The 16,284-nt window shown below is 43.8% G+C and carries 14 protein-coding genes; 2 read left to right on the forward strand and 12 right to left on the reverse strand.

The annotated features are described in order from the left end of the window. Positions 1-15 precede the first annotated feature (15 nt). Positions 16-789: a segregation/condensation protein A gene (locus QY309_15920; GenBank protein WKZ59338.1), complete on the forward strand. Its 774-nt coding sequence runs from the start codon at positions 16-18 to the stop codon at positions 787-789. On the opposite strand, the gene QY309_15925 is transcribed toward QY309_15920, so the two are convergent. From QY309_15925 to QY309_15970, 10 genes are all read right to left on the reverse strand, one after another. Next, positions 786-2,207, reverse strand: a complete 1,422-nt coding sequence (locus tag QY309_15925) for a TolC family protein (GenBank protein WKZ59339.1) — start codon at positions 2,205-2,207, stop codon at positions 786-788. The genes QY309_15920 and QY309_15925 overlap by 4 nt on opposite strands. A gap of 2 nt (positions 2,208-2,209) precedes the next feature. Then, positions 2,210-5,272, reverse strand: a complete 3,063-nt coding sequence (locus tag QY309_15930) for an efflux RND transporter permease subunit (protein WKZ59340.1) — start codon at positions 5,270-5,272, stop codon at positions 2,210-2,212. 35 nt (positions 5,273-5,307) lie between these two features. After that, a complete protein-coding gene (locus tag QY309_15935) occupies positions 5,308-6,369 on the reverse strand; it encodes an efflux RND transporter periplasmic adaptor subunit (protein WKZ59341.1) in 1,062 nt (353 codons plus the stop codon). A 26-nt stretch (positions 6,370-6,395) separates the two neighbouring features. Continuing rightward, positions 6,396-6,998 (reverse strand): dephospho-CoA kinase, encoded by a 603-nt coding sequence (gene coaE, locus QY309_15940; protein ID WKZ59342.1) that lies wholly within the window; start codon positions 6,996-6,998, stop codon positions 6,396-6,398. 9 nt (positions 6,999-7,007) lie between these two features. Further along, positions 7,008-7,946 carry a CdaR family protein gene (locus tag QY309_15945; GenBank protein ID WKZ59343.1) on the reverse strand — a complete coding sequence of 313 codons (939 nt, stop codon included), beginning with the start codon at positions 7,944-7,946 and terminating at the stop codon, positions 7,008-7,010. 30 nt (positions 7,947-7,976) lie between these two features. After that, positions 7,977-8,291, reverse strand: coding sequence for a preprotein translocase subunit YajC (gene yajC / locus QY309_15950; GenBank protein WKZ59344.1), 315 nt, complete (start codon positions 8,289-8,291; stop codon positions 7,977-7,979). A 98-nt stretch (positions 8,292-8,389) separates the two neighbouring features. Continuing rightward, positions 8,390-8,923, reverse strand: a complete 534-nt coding sequence (locus tag QY309_15955) for a DUF1573 domain-containing protein (GenBank protein ID WKZ59345.1) — start codon at positions 8,921-8,923, stop codon at positions 8,390-8,392. Positions 8,924-8,940: 17 nt separating this feature from the next. Further along, on the reverse strand, positions 8,941-9,249 hold the full coding sequence (locus tag QY309_15960; protein ID WKZ59346.1) for a YtxH domain-containing protein: 309 nt from the start codon (positions 9,247-9,249) through the stop codon (positions 8,941-8,943). A 142-nt stretch (positions 9,250-9,391) separates the two neighbouring features. After that, positions 9,392-10,528, reverse strand: coding sequence for a transcription antitermination factor NusB (gene nusB, locus QY309_15965; GenBank protein WKZ59347.1), 1,137 nt, complete (start codon positions 10,526-10,528; stop codon positions 9,392-9,394). Positions 10,529-10,614: 86 nt separating this feature from the next. Further along, positions 10,615-11,718: a Glu/Leu/Phe/Val dehydrogenase gene (locus QY309_15970; protein WKZ59348.1), complete on the reverse strand. Its 1,104-nt coding sequence runs from the start codon at positions 11,716-11,718 to the stop codon at positions 10,615-10,617. Positions 11,719-11,891: 173 nt separating this feature from the next. Here QY309_15970 and QY309_15975 point away from each other — a divergent pair, with 173 nt between their 5' ends. After that, positions 11,892-13,706 (forward strand): ABC transporter ATP-binding protein, encoded by a 1,815-nt coding sequence (locus QY309_15975; protein WKZ59349.1) that lies wholly within the window; start codon positions 11,892-11,894, stop codon positions 13,704-13,706. Here the strand turns inward: QY309_15975 and QY309_15980 are convergent. Then, positions 13,689-14,423 (reverse strand): hypothetical protein, encoded by a 735-nt coding sequence (locus tag QY309_15980; protein WKZ59350.1) that lies wholly within the window; start codon positions 14,421-14,423, stop codon positions 13,689-13,691. The two genes, QY309_15975 and QY309_15980, sit on opposite strands and share 18 nt — an antisense overlap. An 86-nt stretch (positions 14,424-14,509) precedes the next feature. Further along, positions 14,510-16,282: an ABC transporter ATP-binding protein gene (locus QY309_15985; GenBank protein WKZ59351.1), complete on the reverse strand. Its 1,773-nt coding sequence runs from the start codon at positions 16,280-16,282 to the stop codon at positions 14,510-14,512. Positions 16,283-16,284: the final 2 nt, after the last annotated feature.

The following is a 16,284-nucleotide window of genomic DNA, read 5'->3' on the forward strand; positions in this document are numbered from 1 at the left end:
AAATTTGCCCCTTCCATGACAACAACAGCACAAGAGAATTTTGAGGTCAGATTACCCCTTTTTGAGGGTCCTTTCGACCTTTTATTGTTTTTTATCGAGCGCGATGAGCTGGATATCTATGATATTCCCATCGCTAAAATCACCAAAGATTTCCTTGACTACCTGCACCATTTAGACACGCTGAATGTGGAGGTGGCCAGCGAGTTCATCCTTGTGGCTGCTACGCTCATGCGGATCAAATCCAAAATGCTGTTGCCTCGTCCGCAAATTGATGAACAGGGTAACGAAATTGATCCTCGTGAAGAGCTGGTAAAACATTTACTGGAGTACAAAAAATACAAATCCGTTATCGATAGCTTCCATAAAATGGAGGAGACCGAACTGATGAAAGAAAAGCGCGGTAACCTGATGCGGGAGCTGAAATCATTAGCCGAAAGCAGTAACGTTGAAGCCGAACTTCAGGACGTGGACTTATTTAAACTAATGACGGTTTTCGAAAAAGTGTTGAAGCGCTTTGAAGCTGAAAAAAACAAACCCGTACATCAGGTTATTCAGTACCCGTACACCATGGAAGACCAGAAGAAATACCTGTTGAACGAAGTGGCCACAAAGGAGCGTGTTTCTTTTACCGAAATTGTTGAAACCTATAAAACCCGGATTGCTTTAATCTTCAACTTTCTTTCCATCCTTGAATTGTTGGCTGTGGGCCAATTGGGAATTCAGGTAGGAGAGGGTTATAATAATTTTTGGATTACAAAGGCTGGTGCGGTAGAAACTCCAGCGAGTTAATCTTCCACAGGCCTAGCATTAAACTCATCCACCAATCCACCGGTAATGCGTACAAGTTCTGTTCGACTGAACAGTACATTATAAATGGCCAGCAAATTTTCGAGTGCTGCGTTTTGATACGCTTCCTGTACAATGCGAAGGTCAATAGCACTAAGCGCACCATTTTTATACCGCTCATTGGCCAACTCCAGGTTTAGTTCTGCAGCCTTAAATTTAACATTCGCAATTTCAACGAGTTGCCTGCGCAGGTTGTAATCATCATAGGTTACCTGAAGTCCATTTTCCAACGAAAGTTTCAACTGATCAACACTCATTTGAGCAATTTGCTCCCGCACTTGTGCATTCTCAATGTTGCGGTTAATCTGGCCCCCGTTAAAAAGCGTATAACGCAAGGTGAAGTTTCCGTACGCTCCATATGAGTATCCATTATTGGTTTGATTAACCTGGATTCTCGAAGGCGCTGTATTTGTTACCGGTGAATTGATGTCTCCGTTAACATAACCAACGGTGGTTGTTACGTCTGGTCCAGTATTGGATCCAAAATTGGCATTTAGTCTGTCGCGCGAGCCGTTTACTCCTGTATTAAACGTTACGGTTGGATAGCGATCGGCCATAGCTGCTTTGGTGGCCAGGCGCATCAACTCCTGATTCATATATTGATTGCGTAGATTGGTATTTGTTGAGGTCATTTTTCTGCGCAAATCATCCAGGCCGTAAACCTCATCTATAAAAGTAAGGGAATCTGTTAGGGTGTATACCGTGCTGATATCTTCGTTCAATAAAACATTAAGATTCCGGATTGTATTTTTATAGGTTAATTCCTGAAGCAGGTAATTGGTTGAGTCCGTTAAGTAATCATTTTGAGCCTGCAGTACATCAAACGTGATAGCACCGCCCAATTCTTTCCTCAGCTTCACATAATCAAACCTTTCTCGTGAAAAATCCATTACCTTTTTTCGCAAGTCGGTGCGTTCGCGCTCCATCAAGGCCAAATAATAATTCAGTATTATTGCCTGAATCGTATTCTCGATAACCAACGTAGCATTTCCATAACTTACCTTTTCCAATTGCTCCAGTTGACGCTTGGAAACGCGCACAAAAAAACCATCAAAAAGCACGAATTGTACATCCAGTTGACCAACCAGGTTACCGGAAATATTTTGACCTGGAACAGCAAACGGGTTAGCCGGCTGACGATAAGTTATGTTGTTGTTTTGGTTGCCATTTAAGTTAACTGACGGTAATGCACCCGCTTGTCCCCAATTGTTGTTGCGGCTGGCAATATCGATTTCCAATTTTTGTATCTGAACATCAAAATTGTTTTGCAGCCCAAGTTCAATAGCTCGCGCCAGGCTTAACTGCTCCTGCGCTAAACTCAAAAAAGGAAAAAGAAAAAGTGCTAATAAAAGATACCTCATAGTTACGCTTCAATAACGGCTCGTGCTTCCTTGCTACTGAAATACGAGTAAATGGCCGGGATTACATAAAGAGTTAAGATAGTGGCAAACAGCAAGCCCCCGATAACCGCAATACCCATCGACACACGACTTTCTGAACCAGCCCCCAAAGCAAGGGCAATGGGAAGAATTCCAAGAATAGTAGACATACTGGTCATCAGAATGGGGCGGAATCGTGATTCAGCTGCATTGATAACGGCTTCAAGCCGATTCATTCCTTGCTCTTTACGTTGGTTGGCAAATTCCACAATCAAAATACCGTTTTTAGTTACCAGCCCGATCAACATGATGATTCCGATCTGACTAAATACGTTTAAGGTTTGATCAAAATACCATAGCGATAACAATGCCCCTGCCAAGGCTAGTGGTACAGTAAACATGATTATAAACGGATCACGGAAACTTTCAAATTGCCCGGAGAGAACAAGATAGATGATAGCTAAGGCGATCAGAAAAGCCTGGTAGATGGTAGATGAACTTTCGGCAAATTCCCGGGATGTTCCATCTAAGCTCGTTGTGTAGGTTTCATCCAACACTTCATCCGCTATTTTTCTCATCTCTTCAATGCCTTCTCCCAAGGAAACACCTGAGGCTAATTGCGCACTAACCTTTGCAGATGAGTATCGATTAAAACGATACAATTGCGGAGGGCTACTCAACTCCTGCATGGTAACCAGGTTATCCAATTGAATTAAATCTCCCCGGTTGTTCTTTACATATAAGGCTTTCAAATCCAGCGGTTCGTTACGGTCCTGACGCTCCACCTGTCCAATGATCTGGTATTGCTTACCATCCATTATGAAGTTACCGAAGCGAGAACCGCTTAACCCCAATTGCAGTGTTTGAGCAATATCAAAAACATTTACACCCAGGGTTCTTGCTTTATCGCGATTGATGGAAATGCTTATTTCGGGCTTGTTGAATTTCAAATCGAGATCGACAAATGTAAACTTGGGATTTGCCGAAGCTTTTGAAACAAATTCAGGAAGCACAGCTTTGAGTTTATCAATGTCGGCCGCTTGAATTACAAATTGTACAGGCAGTCCACCCCTTCTGTCGCCAATTGTTTGTGGTAATGATGCAAAACTTCGAATACCTGTCATGGTTCGTAATCGCTTTGTCAGATCATCTGAAATTTCAACGTGAGAACGATCCCTCTCCTTTGCGTCTGTTAGCATCACCCGCACAAAACCAGAATTCACACCTCCACCTGAAAAACCGGGTGCCGTAACAGAAATCGTTCCTTCTCGTTCAGGAATCCATGTAGTATTAATTGAATCTGTAATGGCTTTAACATATTGATCCATGTACTCGTATGTGGCCCCTTCAGTAGCCTGCATTTGAAGTCGAAACTCACCCCGATCTTCCATTGGCGCCAACTCCGTTGGAATATTAGCTCCAAGCAAATAAATCAAACCAGCCGCAACAACGATAATAACAAATCCCATCCAGCGCATTTTCATAAAACTTGAAAGGGATCGCGTGTACAAATCATTTAACCAAATAAAGAAGGGTTCAGTAACCCGATACAACCACGGCTGCTTGGCGCGTTTTTTCAAAATGCGCGAACACATCATGGGCGTGAGTGACAATGAAACAAAGGAAGAAATCACCACTGCACTGGCTACAACTAAACCGAACTCACGAAACAACCGGCCTGTTAGCCCTTGAAGAAATATTACGGGAAGGAATACAGCTACAACCGCAACTGTAGTCGAGATTACAGCAAAATAAATTTCAACAGCACCTTTTTTTGCCGCCTCCGTTGGTTCTTCACCATCTTCAACTTTTGTATAAATATTCTCCAACACAACAATAGCATCGTCCACCACCAAACCAATGGCCAACACAATTCCTAACAGCGTTAATACATTTACTGTAAAACCAAGCAGGTACATAAGAAAAAATGTACCGATAAGTGAAATTGGAATAGTAACAACCGGAATGAGTGTAGTACGCCAGTCGCGCAAAAAAATGAAGATAATTGAAAGCACCAGTACAAAAGCTATAATGATAGTCTCTTGCACTTCAAGTATAGATGCCCGAATATATTTTGTTGAGTCGTAACTCAAAAGAATTTCAACATCAGGAGGAAGATCGCGCTTGATTTGCTCAAGGCGTTCATACATTCTATCTGCAATGTCGATATTATTAGCACCCGGTTGTGCTACTATGGCCAACGCAACACTTGGTACACCATCGCGTCTTAGTAAGGTACGATCATTCTCTGCACCGAGCTTGGCATATCCAATGTCACTGAACCGAACAATGTTATCGCCATCCTCTTTAATAATCAGGTTGTTAAAATCTTCTTCTGTAACCAACCGGCCAACCGTACGCACAGTTAGTTCGGTTGCCTCGCCTTCCACCCGGCCGGATGGCAACTCCACATTCTCTCGGTTCAATGCCTGAAGCACATCTGAGGGAGCCAATTTCAAGGAGGCTAATTTGATCGGATCCATCCACATACGCATGGAATATCTTCGCTGTCCCCAAATGTGTACAACACTTATACCCGGTATTGTTTGAAGGCGCTCTTTAAAAGTTATCTCAGCAATACGCGATAGCTCCAACAAGTCACGCTTATCACTTAGAATTGAAAAGAAAATAATCGGGCTTGAGTCCGCATCAGCTTTGGAAACCACGGGTGGGTCTACATCAGGCGGCAAATTTCGAATCGCGCCAGAAACTTTATCACGAACATCGTTGGCCGCAGCTTCAAGATCAATTCCTAATTCAAATTCAACCGTAATGTTGCTTCTTCCTTCACGACTGGCAGAAGTAATGGTTCGAATCCCTGCAATGCCGTTGATGGCATCTTCAAGTGGCTCTGTTATTTGCGATTCAATTACATCTGAATTTGCACCCACATAGCTGGTTGACACTGAGATTACTGGCGGATCAACACTGGGAAATTCACGCACACCCAGGTACGTAAATCCGATAAAGCCAAACAGCACAATCACCAATGACATCACAATGGCCAGCACCGGTCGCTTAATACTGATATTTGATAAACTTGCCATTCTCTTTTCTTTACAGTTCTACCCTAAAAACACAATCACTGTACTTTGGTTAGCGAAACATCTAACCCATTTCGCATTTGCAACAATCCCGTGGTTATCAGCGTATCTCCGGAATTCAATCCGGAAACAATTTCAACGTTGCGGTCAGTCCTTAAACCTATTTCTACTTTTGTTTCGGTGGCTTTTCCGGATTTATTCAGATAAACTTTGTGACCACTCAACTCGGGTACCACCGCTTCTGAGGGAACCAATATGGCGTTGTCGATAGTTTGAAGGATTAATTCAACCCGCACAAACTGTCCTGGCAGTAAAAGATTGCCGGTATTATCGGCTAAAGCACGAACTTTTAATGTTCGGGTACTGGCGTCTATCTGTGGCTCTATGGCATACACTTCACCCTCCAGTACGCGTGCATCATTCTCTATGGTGAAGAAAATTTTCTTTCCCGGCTGAACCTGTGTACTGTATCGACCAGGTACCGCAAAATCAATTTTTGCAGGGCTCAAATTATACAACGTTGCAATAACTGTGCTGGAGTTGATGAAGGCTCCTTCACTGACAAAACGTAATCCAATTGTTCCGTCAAACGGTGCGCGAATTTTGGTTTTCTCCCATTGTGCCTCTAACAGCCGGATGTCTGCGTTGGTAACATTTAAACGATTCAATGCATTGTCATATTCCTCCTGACTAATAGCGTCTTTCTCCAGAAGTTTACGTTGGCGGAATTCATTATCCTCGTTTAGCTTTTTGTTATGTCTCTCTTTGGTAAGCTGCGCTTCAAGTTCATCATCGTTTATCTCAACCAGAAGGTCGCCTTTTTTTACCCGTTTACCTTCCCGGAAATATATGCGTGAAATCTTTCCTGATATTTCACTTTTTATTTCTAAAGATTCATTAGGCAGAACTGAACCCGTAATCACCAATTTATTATCCAGGCGCTCTGGCTTTAACACCAAAGCTTCCACAGGAAGTTTGGGCTGGGCTAAGTTTGCGGCAGGGCCTTGCTCATCTTTTGAACTAAAAAGATTTAGCTTTGGTAAAGCCAACAAAAACAATACACCTAAAACAACAACGCCTGTAAGAATTTTTTTCTTCATAGTAAGTAAAAGTATCGGACCCGGAATTAGTTCCCGGATAAAAACAGTTGGTGCAATGACAGCACTTGAGGGATCACCAGTTGAGAATCATCGTTGAAGATTATGTGGTCTGCCCGCTTCAACTTTACTTCATCCGGCATTTGGTTTTTAATTATTGCGCGGACATCTTTTTCGCTACGGTGCAAGTCGCGACCAAGCACCCTGGATACTTTTATATCTTCAGGCGCGTATACCACAATAATCTTATCCAACGCCTTATACGAACCTGCCTCAAACATGAGAGCAGCTTCCTTTAGTACGTATACCTCTCTGCTGTTTTCCTTCAACCATTGCCTGTAGTCTTCTCCAACCCTGGGATGAACCAGTTTGTTCAATAACTCGAGTTTATCCGGATCATTAAATACCGTTTCCCCCAGGTACTTTCGGTTCAGGCTACCATCGGCATGGTACGCCAAATCTCCGAATTCCTGACGGATTTGAGAGACCAGTATTCCATCGGTGGTCATTAAGGATTTCGCTCGGCTATCGGCATCGTATACGGAAATTCCAAGGCATTGAAATATGCGGCACACCAGGCTTTTGCCTGAGCCAATGCCCCCTGTAACGCCAACCTGAAGCGGCTTTTTCATGATGATTTCTTAAAAACTAATGTGCAGCGTATCTACCGCTACATGGTGAACAAAAGGCGGCAGATTAACCAGGCGCGGAACAAGTTTATGTGTTCCTTTAGGTAATCCTTCAAGATCAAGCACGGCTTCAACCTGCCCGACCTGATTGCTTTGCAGATTTGCCGGAACATCATACCGAAAATGAATCTTGCTTATGGCAGCCATTGTCCGCAGCCCTCTGGGTATATTCACAATGGTTAGCGTGGCGGAATCACTTCGCTGTACCAACTCACTAACAGGAATGCCTACGCGAACCGCGGAAGGTTCAATTTGTATTAAATTACCCGGTACCGTAACGGCCACTAATTCATCAAAAGGTTCATCTAAGTTGCTGACTTCGGGCTTAAGTTGAAAGTTATCCGGCACACGAATCACCTGACTTTGCGGGCCCTCCAACCAAACGGTATCAGGCACAACCGTAACTTCACCTGATAAACCATACCCTGCGCGGATGTACTGCTCCACCGAGTCAACGTGTATCTGAATGCGTTTTCTTATTTTTGGATCGATCTGAAGATGCAGCGTATCCGTGATAACAAAGTTTATTTGAAGCCCCTCCATTTGACCGGAGAACAAAGCCGGCAATGTAGCGCCAACAATTTTTTTTACTTCCGAGGGATTCTCTAATGGTATACGCAAGGGCGGCACCTTCAGGCCTGCGCTTTTACGAAACAAATCCCAGCCAAGTCCGGTAACATTCAGTTTAATATCCTCCGGCAAGGGCTTTACCGCTACATAACTTTCCTGATCGTAATCAAATACCAGCGGAAAATCGATGCTGGCTGAATAATTTTTGTTGAGTGAATTGAAAATCCAGAAGATGGCAGCCGCAAAAATACACAGCAGTATAACCTTCCAGTTTTTGTTATTAAATCGAAAAAAACTCAATATCGATTGGATCAATGCCATTACATCGGATGCAGTGTTTTTCTGTTCGTGTCAGGCTCCTTTATTGGCTGCTTTAGTTGCTTCCAGCGAAATGGCCGACTTGTTAAACTTGATGCGTCCGCCCTTTTCAACTTCCAGTATAAATGTATCCTTCTCAAGCTCAGCCACACGGCCATGCGCTCCACCAATGGTGACCACATAATCGCCACGCTGAATGTCATCAATAAATTTTTTCTGGTCTTTTGCTTTTTTCTGTTGCGGCCTGATCATGAAAAAATAAAAGATAACAATCATGAGGCCCATCATGATGTAGAAACTGTAGTTGCTTCCTTGTGCCTGCGCTTGTGCTAAAATGGAATAGATCATATAGTCGGTATAAAATTTTACGGTTTAAAGTTAGGCTTAAAAATACGCATCCCAAACCCGTATAGGTTTGGGATGACGTATATGCTTTTTATCGTTAATTACTTCGCAGGACCCTGCGCTTCGTTCTTTGGAACAACCATAGCCTTAAAGCTAAGTACAGTTTGCTTTGGCCAGGTGTTGGCCGTTACGGTAACGGTTTTGTTTTGCATGTTGGGCTTTCCGTTGCTGTCAAATTCTGCTTTTACAAAACCTTCGCCACCAACCGGAATAGGCTCTTTCGACCAATCCGGAACAGTACAACCGCAAGTAGGCTGTGCACTTTGAATAATCAATGGGGCCTCTCCTGTATTCTTGAACTTGTACGTATACACCACTTTTTGTCCTTCCTGAATGGTTCCGAAATCGTGCTCCGTTTTCTCAAACTGAATCACGGGAAGTGGACCCTCAGGTTTTTGCTCGGGCTGAGCAGGAACAGGATTTTCAGTTGGCGTTACAGAAACTGGTGCTGGCTTCTTCCCTTCCAACTCCGACAACCTTGCCTCAAGCGCTGCAATTTTCTTTTCTGCGTCCTTATCCTTGCAGGCAACTAACATTAACGCCACAAGGCCTATCATCCAAATGCTTCTTTTCATCAACATAGTTATTCAGTTTATTTATTCTTACCCTTAATCTGGTCTAAAAGTTCATCTACGTCCTCTAAAAGTTTTTCGGCTTTCAGTTTTGCATCGTCCACTACTTTTTGGCCCATGGATTTAGCCTCGGTTGTCAAAGGCGTCTCCTTGCCTTCAACAAAATCGTTCAGCAACGTTTGAAGCATATCCTTATACTTCTCAAGCTGAAACGATAATTTCTGCCGGGTGTTGATTCCTTTATCGGGGGCATAGAGGATGCCCAAAATAGCTCCGGCTGCTGCGCCAGCCAGGAAAGCCACTAACGTATTTCCACTTTTTTTGCTCATAGAACCTCAAATTTCACCACTAATTTCCGGATTTCCATGCCAAACCGGTTGAACGGTGGAAAATCGCTCAAAAATACACCAGCACAATAATTTGTAACAGGAAAATGAGCCAGAAAATGGCCCTTTAACGGGTTTTTAACAATTATTTATTGTCCATGAGCCCGCGGCCACTCTTCTTGATTTTGCCTTCCGTTTTCAGATGTTTGGTAATTACATCCAAAATACCGTTGATAAACTGCCGGCTTTTCGGGGTGCTGTAGTTTTTGGCCAGTTCAATGTATTCGTTCATGGTAACTTTAACGGGTATGCTCGGAAAACTCAGCATCTCGGTAATGGCCATTTCAAGAATAACCCGGTCGATCAGCGGCAAGCGATCAACCTCCCAGTTGCGGGTGTTGTCGGCAATGAGTTTGCTGTATTCGGGTGCCAGGTTAACGGAGCCTGAAAATAGGTGTTCAATAAAGTGAAGGTCATCTTCCCAATTGAGCGATAACTGGTGCAGATGCAAAGGCTCTCCGGAAGCCGGATCGTAAGACTTTACTGTCTTTTCCACCATGCCTTTCACAATCTCACGGTCCTCCGACCAATGCAGCACTTCCTCCTCAAAAAAATCGTTGATGGTGGTTTTGCCCAAAATGACCCTGCGAAATACATGGTTCAGGATTCGTTTCTGATCATCAACCGAAGGAGACTTCTTATCAAGATAAGCCATGTATTCGTTATCCTGCTTTACCACATCGCGCAACCAAAGCTGAACACGGTCAAATTTATTATCCCAGGTCGCATTTAACCGAAGCGCTTCTTTTTTAAGATCGTTGCTCGCTTGTAAACCTTGAACCCACTTATTATTTACAAAATTCGAATGGTTGATTTTTTTGTCTGCCTTTGCAGCTTCAGCTATGGCAATAGCCAACGTTAACACGGAAAGGTAGTAGCGATAAATTTTTTCTACATCCTGCTTGAGGCTCTTTTTGAAAAAGCGCACATCGTCAGCCACCGTTTTGCGGTAGTGATCCAAACTTTCTTCTACAACTTTTTTGATTTTTTCGTTTTCATGCTCAACAGAAGCTGCTGTTTCAAAAACCTTATCCAGCAACTTGAGTGCTTCCTTCTTCTGCTTGGTCAGTTCTTTTTTATCCTGCGGCTCCATGGAGTTTAAATCCGGAGCAAAGGCTTGTTCAATGTTGTCGCAACACAACAGGTAATTCGCTTCTTTACTTTGTTGGAAGGCAAAGAGGCTTTGCATGACTTTTATGCGGAGGCTTCTGCGATTAAGCATGTTTCAAAGAACAATAAAAAGTAAAATAAAAAAGTCGCTTGCCGGGCTAACCTTAACAAGCGACTTCAAAAATAGCAATTCCTTTATTAACGCGGAATTCTCACACGACCAACTTCTTCAATTCGCTTTTCAGCCAATTTAATGGCCGCTTCCTGCGTGTTGATTTTCTCCTGCTCCGCCAATGCGAAAATATTCAAGCAAGTGGTGTAAATCTTCTCAGCCTGCTCAAATACACGGGCGCGGTTATAGTTGCCTAGGTATTCGTTGTACACATTGATCAATCCGCCCGCGTTAATCAGAAAATCCGGTGCATATGTAATGCCACGATCGATCAGCATGTAGCCATGCTTAATTTCATCTTTTAACTGATTATTAGCTGCACCCGAAACGATGCTACACTTCAGGCGAGGAATGGTATCATCATTCAACGTTGCACCCAATGCACAAGGTGCATAAATATCTACATCCAGATCATACACAGCATCCTGAGCAACGGCTTTAACACCATGCTTCTTAGCCAGCATCTGTACTTTTTCTTCATTGATATCAGCAATCATCACCTGGGCATTTTCTTTTACCAGGTGCTCTACGAGGTACATACCCACCTGGCCAACACCCTGAACAACAATCTTCTTACCTTCCAGTGAGTCGTTACCAAATACTTTTTTAGCAGAAGCTTTCATGCCGAGGTAAGTGCCGTATGCCGTTACCGGAGAAGGATCTCCTCCGCCACCTAATGATTCAGGCAAGCCGGTAACATGTTTGGTTTCCATGCTGATGTACTCCATGTCGGCTGTTTTCATGTTCACATCCTCAGCAGTAATGTATTTACCACCCAGGCTATTCACGAATTTTCCGAACCGTCTCATGAAGGCTTCAGTCTTCATGGTTTTGGCATCGCCAATAATCACAGCTTTTCCACCACCCAGGTTCAACCCGCTGATGGAGGCTTTGAATGTCATGCCGCGCGACAAACGCAACACATCAACCAAGGCTTCATGCTCGTCATTGTAATGCCACATGCGTGTACCGCCCAAGGCAGGACCCAGTACGGTGTTGTGAATGGCAATGATCGATTTTAAGCCGGTGGCTTCGTCATAACAAAACACAACCTGCTCATGACCCATTTGAGCGACAGTGCCGAACAATCCGGCCTGCTCAACTTTCTCTAGCGCTTTAATCTCCATCAAATTTGTTTTAGTAATGTTTGTACTACTTTTACAGGCCGCAACCGGGCGGAAATCACGTTAAAAATGGATGCACAAAGGTACCGCTTTTTACCTGCTTAGCAACCAAAACAAACGTTTGCGAAAACCAATAGTGGTTTGTTTCGTTTTAAGAAAGGTTCGCCAAATTTTATTAAATGAAGGAGCTTAAATACCTCAATAAATACCTACTCAAATACAAGCGGTTGATCTTGCTTGGATTGCTGTTTGTGGTCATCTCAAACGTCTTCCAGATCATTCCGGCACAGCTTGTTCGCCATTCTTTGGACCTGGTTTCTGAAAACATTCGGGTGTATCGCACCTTCGATGGACTCTCCATACAGGATAGCTTTTTCAAGGTTTTTGCTTTCGGTATTCTCATGTATGCCGGATTAATTCTATTGATGGCCTTGCTACGCGGATTTTTTCTTTACCTCGTTCGCCAAACGCTTATTGTCATGTCGCGGCATGTGGAGTTTGATTTGAAGAACGAAATATTTGCCCACTACCAGGCACTTCCGTTAAGCTTTTACCGAAAGAACAACACCGGTGATCTGATGAATCGCATCTCCGAAGATGTGAGCCGTGTGCGCATGTACCTTGGCCCGGCTATTATGTATGGATTGCAACTCATTACGTTGTTCATGATGTTGATCCCCTGGATGTTTCATGTTAGTACCATGCTTACGTGGTACGCACTTATTCCATTACCGCTTCTTTCGCTAAGCATTTATTTTGTCAACAACATTATTGAAAGACGCTCCGAACAAATTCAAAAAAGTCAGTCACGATTGTCAACTTTTGTTCAGGAGGCATTCAGTGGAATTCGTGTGCTGAAATCATTCAACCGCGAACATGAATCCATCCGGAAATTTGAACTTGAAAGCGATGAATACAAACATCAATCACTTAAGCTCACCAAAGTTCAGGCATTGTTTTTTCCGCTCATTATGGGACTGATCGGACTCAGTACCATTCTTACCATTTATGCAGGAAGCACTGAAGTAATTCGCGGTAACCTTACCCTTGGCAACATTGCCGAGTTTATCATTTACGTGAACTTATTGACATGGCCGGTAACCTCATTAGGGTATACCAGCAGCCTGGTGCAACGCGCTGAAGCGTCACAAAAAAGAATCAACGAGTTTTTGAAAACGGAATCCACACTTGTATCGGAGAAAAACCTGGAAAAAGAAATTCAGGGAAAAGTGGAATTCAGCAAGGTTTCCTTTACCTATCCGGATACGGGAATTAAAGCATTAAAAGATATTTCCTTCACCGTTAATCCGGGAGAATCACTAGCGATTATTGGAACAACCGGTTCAGGAAAGAGTACAATCTCTGCATTGATTTCAAGGTTATACGATGTTAGAGAAGGCGAAATCCGCATTGACGACATCCCGATTTCGCATTACAATCTTCAAGCATTGCGCAAACAAACGGGGTACGTGCCACAAGATGTTTTTCTATTCAGTGATACCATTTCGAATAACATTGCCTTTGGCATGCAGGAACCGCACGAAGAAAAAATCATTCAGGCGGCACGCGATGCAGATGTATACCACAACATCATGGCCTTTCCACAAGGTTTCAGTACGCGCGTAGGTGAGCGGGGCATCACGCTTTCTGGCGGACAAAAGCAACGGGTTTCCATAGCGCGGGCTATTGTTCACGAACCCCGCATCCTCATGTTGGATGATGCCCTCTCGGCCGTAGATACCAAAACGGAGAACAACATTCTCAACAGCCTGAAGCGCATCATGCAAAACCGAACCACAATTATCATTTCACATCGCGTTTCATCAGCCAAATTGGCCAACAAAATCATTGTGTTGAATGACGGACAAATTGTGGAGGAGGGAACACATGAATCGTTATTGGAAAAGGGCGGCTTTTATAAAGACCTCTACGACAAGCAAACAAAAGCCGATGAGATTCAGGTTAGCGAAGAGCAATCAGAAGACATAGCGTAAGCCAACGCCTCCCTGAACTTTATAAAAGCCCGGGTCGCGAAGCAAATCAACAAATACTTCCAACTCCATAAAAGCTGAAACCGGCATTTTGAAATAAGAGTATTCTATGCCTAAAGTTCCTTGCGCACCGTAGGTAAACCGCTTGCGCGTGATGAACTCAATCTGATTGTCAAAAATACCATCATTCAACAGGTAATCGTATTGAATGTTCAAACTCCGCCACTCCCAGCCGATGCCGGTATAAACCTGCAAGCCTGCGCTTATCTTATCGGCTTTTATGTGGTAGAGAACTTTAATTTCTCCTACCCAATCCGACTTGGCTTTATGCGCCAGGTAAACCGTGCTCTGGTTTTCCTGTAAAGTATCCGGTCGGGTAAATTCATTGAAAGCTTCTTTGTAATAGCTGCTGTACAGTCCACTGGCTGAACGGCCCAGGTCTACACCAAATGAAAAATGCTTGTTTGCGTAATACTTATACGTTAAGGCAAAAGGGTCGCCCAGCTTGATGCCAATGCCGTGAAAGGGATAACCAGTATCCTCAAAAACCGGGCAAATTGTTTTTGCCTTTGAGCGCGATACCTTGATCGTATTGTAATTATGATTGCTGCGTGAATGCATCAGTTTACCACCATGATGCACTTTTGGCCGTTGCGCCCATGCAGCCGTAAGCGCAAAGACGCACAAAAACAAGGTTAACAGGTAGGTTGAAAAGCGCATTAAGAGCAAATATAACCGATTTGACCTTAATCGCTGATTCTTAAGGCATTTTGAGATGGTGGATTACCTTACTGGGCAGACAAGCGTCATACAAACTCTTTGTACTGCATTTTGTAGAGCTGGGCATAGTAGCCATCCTGCGCCAGCAGTTCATCATGCTTCCCAACTTCACGGATTTCACCCAGATCGAGCACCAGAATTTTTTCGGCTTTTTGAATGGTGGATAAACGGTGTGCAATAACAATGGAGGTGCGCCCCTTCATCATCTTTTCAATGGCTTGCTGAATCATTTCTTCTGTTTCACTATCCACGGAAGAAGTGGCCTCATCCAACACCAGTATGCGGGGGTCATACACCATCGCCCGAATGAAAGAGATCAATTGCCGTTGACCAACAGAAAGGGTTGCGCCCCGCTCCATCACATTGTAGGATAACTGGCCGGGTAAACGCTCTATGAATTTACGGGCTCCTACCAGATCAGCTGCATGCCACACCATTTCTTCGGTTACTTCCGGATTGCCTAATGTGATGTTATTCAAAATGGTGTCGGAGAAGAGGAATACGTCTTGTAACACCACACCTATATTTCTTCTCAGGTAGCCAAGATCATATTCGCGAATATCGGAGCCATCAACAGAAATGGTTCCTTTATTGATTTCGTAGAAACGGTTTAGCAGATTAATGATAGATGACTTACCTGCTCCCGTTGCGCCAACCAACGCAATAGTCTGACCGGCTTTGACTTCAAAATTCACATCCTTCAACACATACTCCTCTCCATTGTAGGCAAACCAAACGTGATCAAATTTCACTTCACCATGAATATGATCAGGTTGTTTGGTTCCGTTGTTCTGGATGTGCTCATCATTATCCAACAGGTTTATAATGCGCGATGAACTAACAATACCCATTTGCAAGGTGTTGTACCGGTCGGCAATCATGCGGATTGGACGGAAGAACATTTGAATGTACATGATGAAGGCAATGAGCTTACCGAGGGTAATGCCTGTCTCTTCAACATTGATGGCCCCTTTGGCCCCATACCAAACCAGCAAACCGATACCGGCTGCGGCAATAATTTCTGCTACTGGAAAATAAATGGAATAATACAATACCGAGCGCAGGTTGGCTTGCTTGTGCTCTTCGTTAATGGCTTTAAACTTTTCGTACTCCCTTTTTTCACTGGCGAATATCTGCACCACGTTCATGCCCGTAATGTGTTCCTGCACAAACGTGTTCAGGTTGGCCACGGCATTGCGCACATCGTTAAAGGCAACTTTAATTTTTTCTTTGAAGATGTATGTGGAGATGAGCAGCAGGGGCAAGGTGGCCAAACTCAACAGCGCCAACCGCCAATCCTGGTAAAACATAAACCCGAGAATGAAGATCAACTGAAGCAGGTCGCTCACCATGGCGGCCAGTCCTTCGCTGAACACATCGGCCAATGTTTCCACATCAGAAATTGTTCTGGTGACTAACCGGCCAATTGGGGTTTTATCAAAGAAACGCAGGCGAAGATTAACCAAATGCTCATACAGCTTGGTTCGGATGTCGCGAATCACTTGCTGGCCCATCCAACCCGACATGTACGTATGTACGTACTGCGCCACCGACTGCAGGAACAACAAGCCGATAAGGCCCAGCATCATCATTAACATGCCCTGGTAATCGCCATTGGCCACTTGATTATCGAGTGTCCATTGAATGAGCAACGGCCGGAGCGGTGTAAGTATACCAATGGCCAGCGTTAAGAAAATCAAAAAATAAAACCGCGATTTATACGGTTTCACAAAGCGCATAATGCGCCTGAGTACCTTAAAGTCGATTATATTTCCGCTACTGACTTGCTCTTTTTCCATCA

Source organism: Cyclobacteriaceae bacterium (genome assembly GCA_030584025.1).
GTDB lineage: Bacteria > Bacteroidota > Bacteroidia > Cytophagales > Cyclobacteriaceae > UBA2336.

Coding starts and splice junctions, on each gene's coding strand:
- QY309_15925 (WKZ59339.1), bottom strand. CDS start 2,207: ATGAGGTATCTTTTATTAGCACTTTTTCTTTTTCCTTTTTTGAGTTTA.
- QY309_15935 (WKZ59341.1), bottom strand. CDS start 6,369: ATGAAGAAAAAAATTCTTACAGGCGTTGTTGTTTTAGGTGTATTGTTT.
- QY309_15920 (WKZ59338.1), top strand. CDS start 16: ATGACAACAACAGCACAAGAGAATTTTGAGGTCAGATTACCCCTTTTT.
- QY309_15945 (WKZ59343.1), bottom strand. CDS start 7,946: ATGGCATTGATCCAATCGATATTGAGTTTTTTTCGATTTAATAACAAA.
- nusB (WKZ59347.1), bottom strand. CDS start 10,528: ATGCTTAATCGCAGAAGCCTCCGCATAAAAGTCATGCAAAGCCTCTTT.
- QY309_15930 (WKZ59340.1), bottom strand. CDS start 5,272: ATGGCAAGTTTATCAAATATCAGTATTAAGCGACCGGTGCTGGCCATT.
- QY309_15980 (WKZ59350.1), bottom strand. CDS start 14,423: ATGCGCTTTTCAACCTACCTGTTAACCTTGTTTTTGTGCGTCTTTGCG.
- QY309_15960 (WKZ59346.1), bottom strand. CDS start 9,249: ATGAGCAAAAAAAGTGGAAATACGTTAGTGGCTTTCCTGGCTGGCGCA.
- QY309_15985 (WKZ59351.1), bottom strand. CDS start 16,282: ATGGAAAAAGAGCAAGTCAGTAGCGGAAATATAATCGACTTTAAGGTA.
- yajC (WKZ59344.1), bottom strand. CDS start 8,291: ATGATCTATTCCATTTTAGCACAAGCGCAGGCACAAGGAAGCAACTAC.
- QY309_15955 (WKZ59345.1), bottom strand. CDS start 8,923: ATGAAAAGAAGCATTTGGATGATAGGCCTTGTGGCGTTAATGTTAGTT.
- QY309_15975 (WKZ59349.1), top strand. CDS start 11,892: ATGAAGGAGCTTAAATACCTCAATAAATACCTACTCAAATACAAGCGG.
- coaE (WKZ59342.1), bottom strand. CDS start 6,998: ATGAAAAAGCCGCTTCAGGTTGGCGTTACAGGGGGCATTGGCTCAGGC.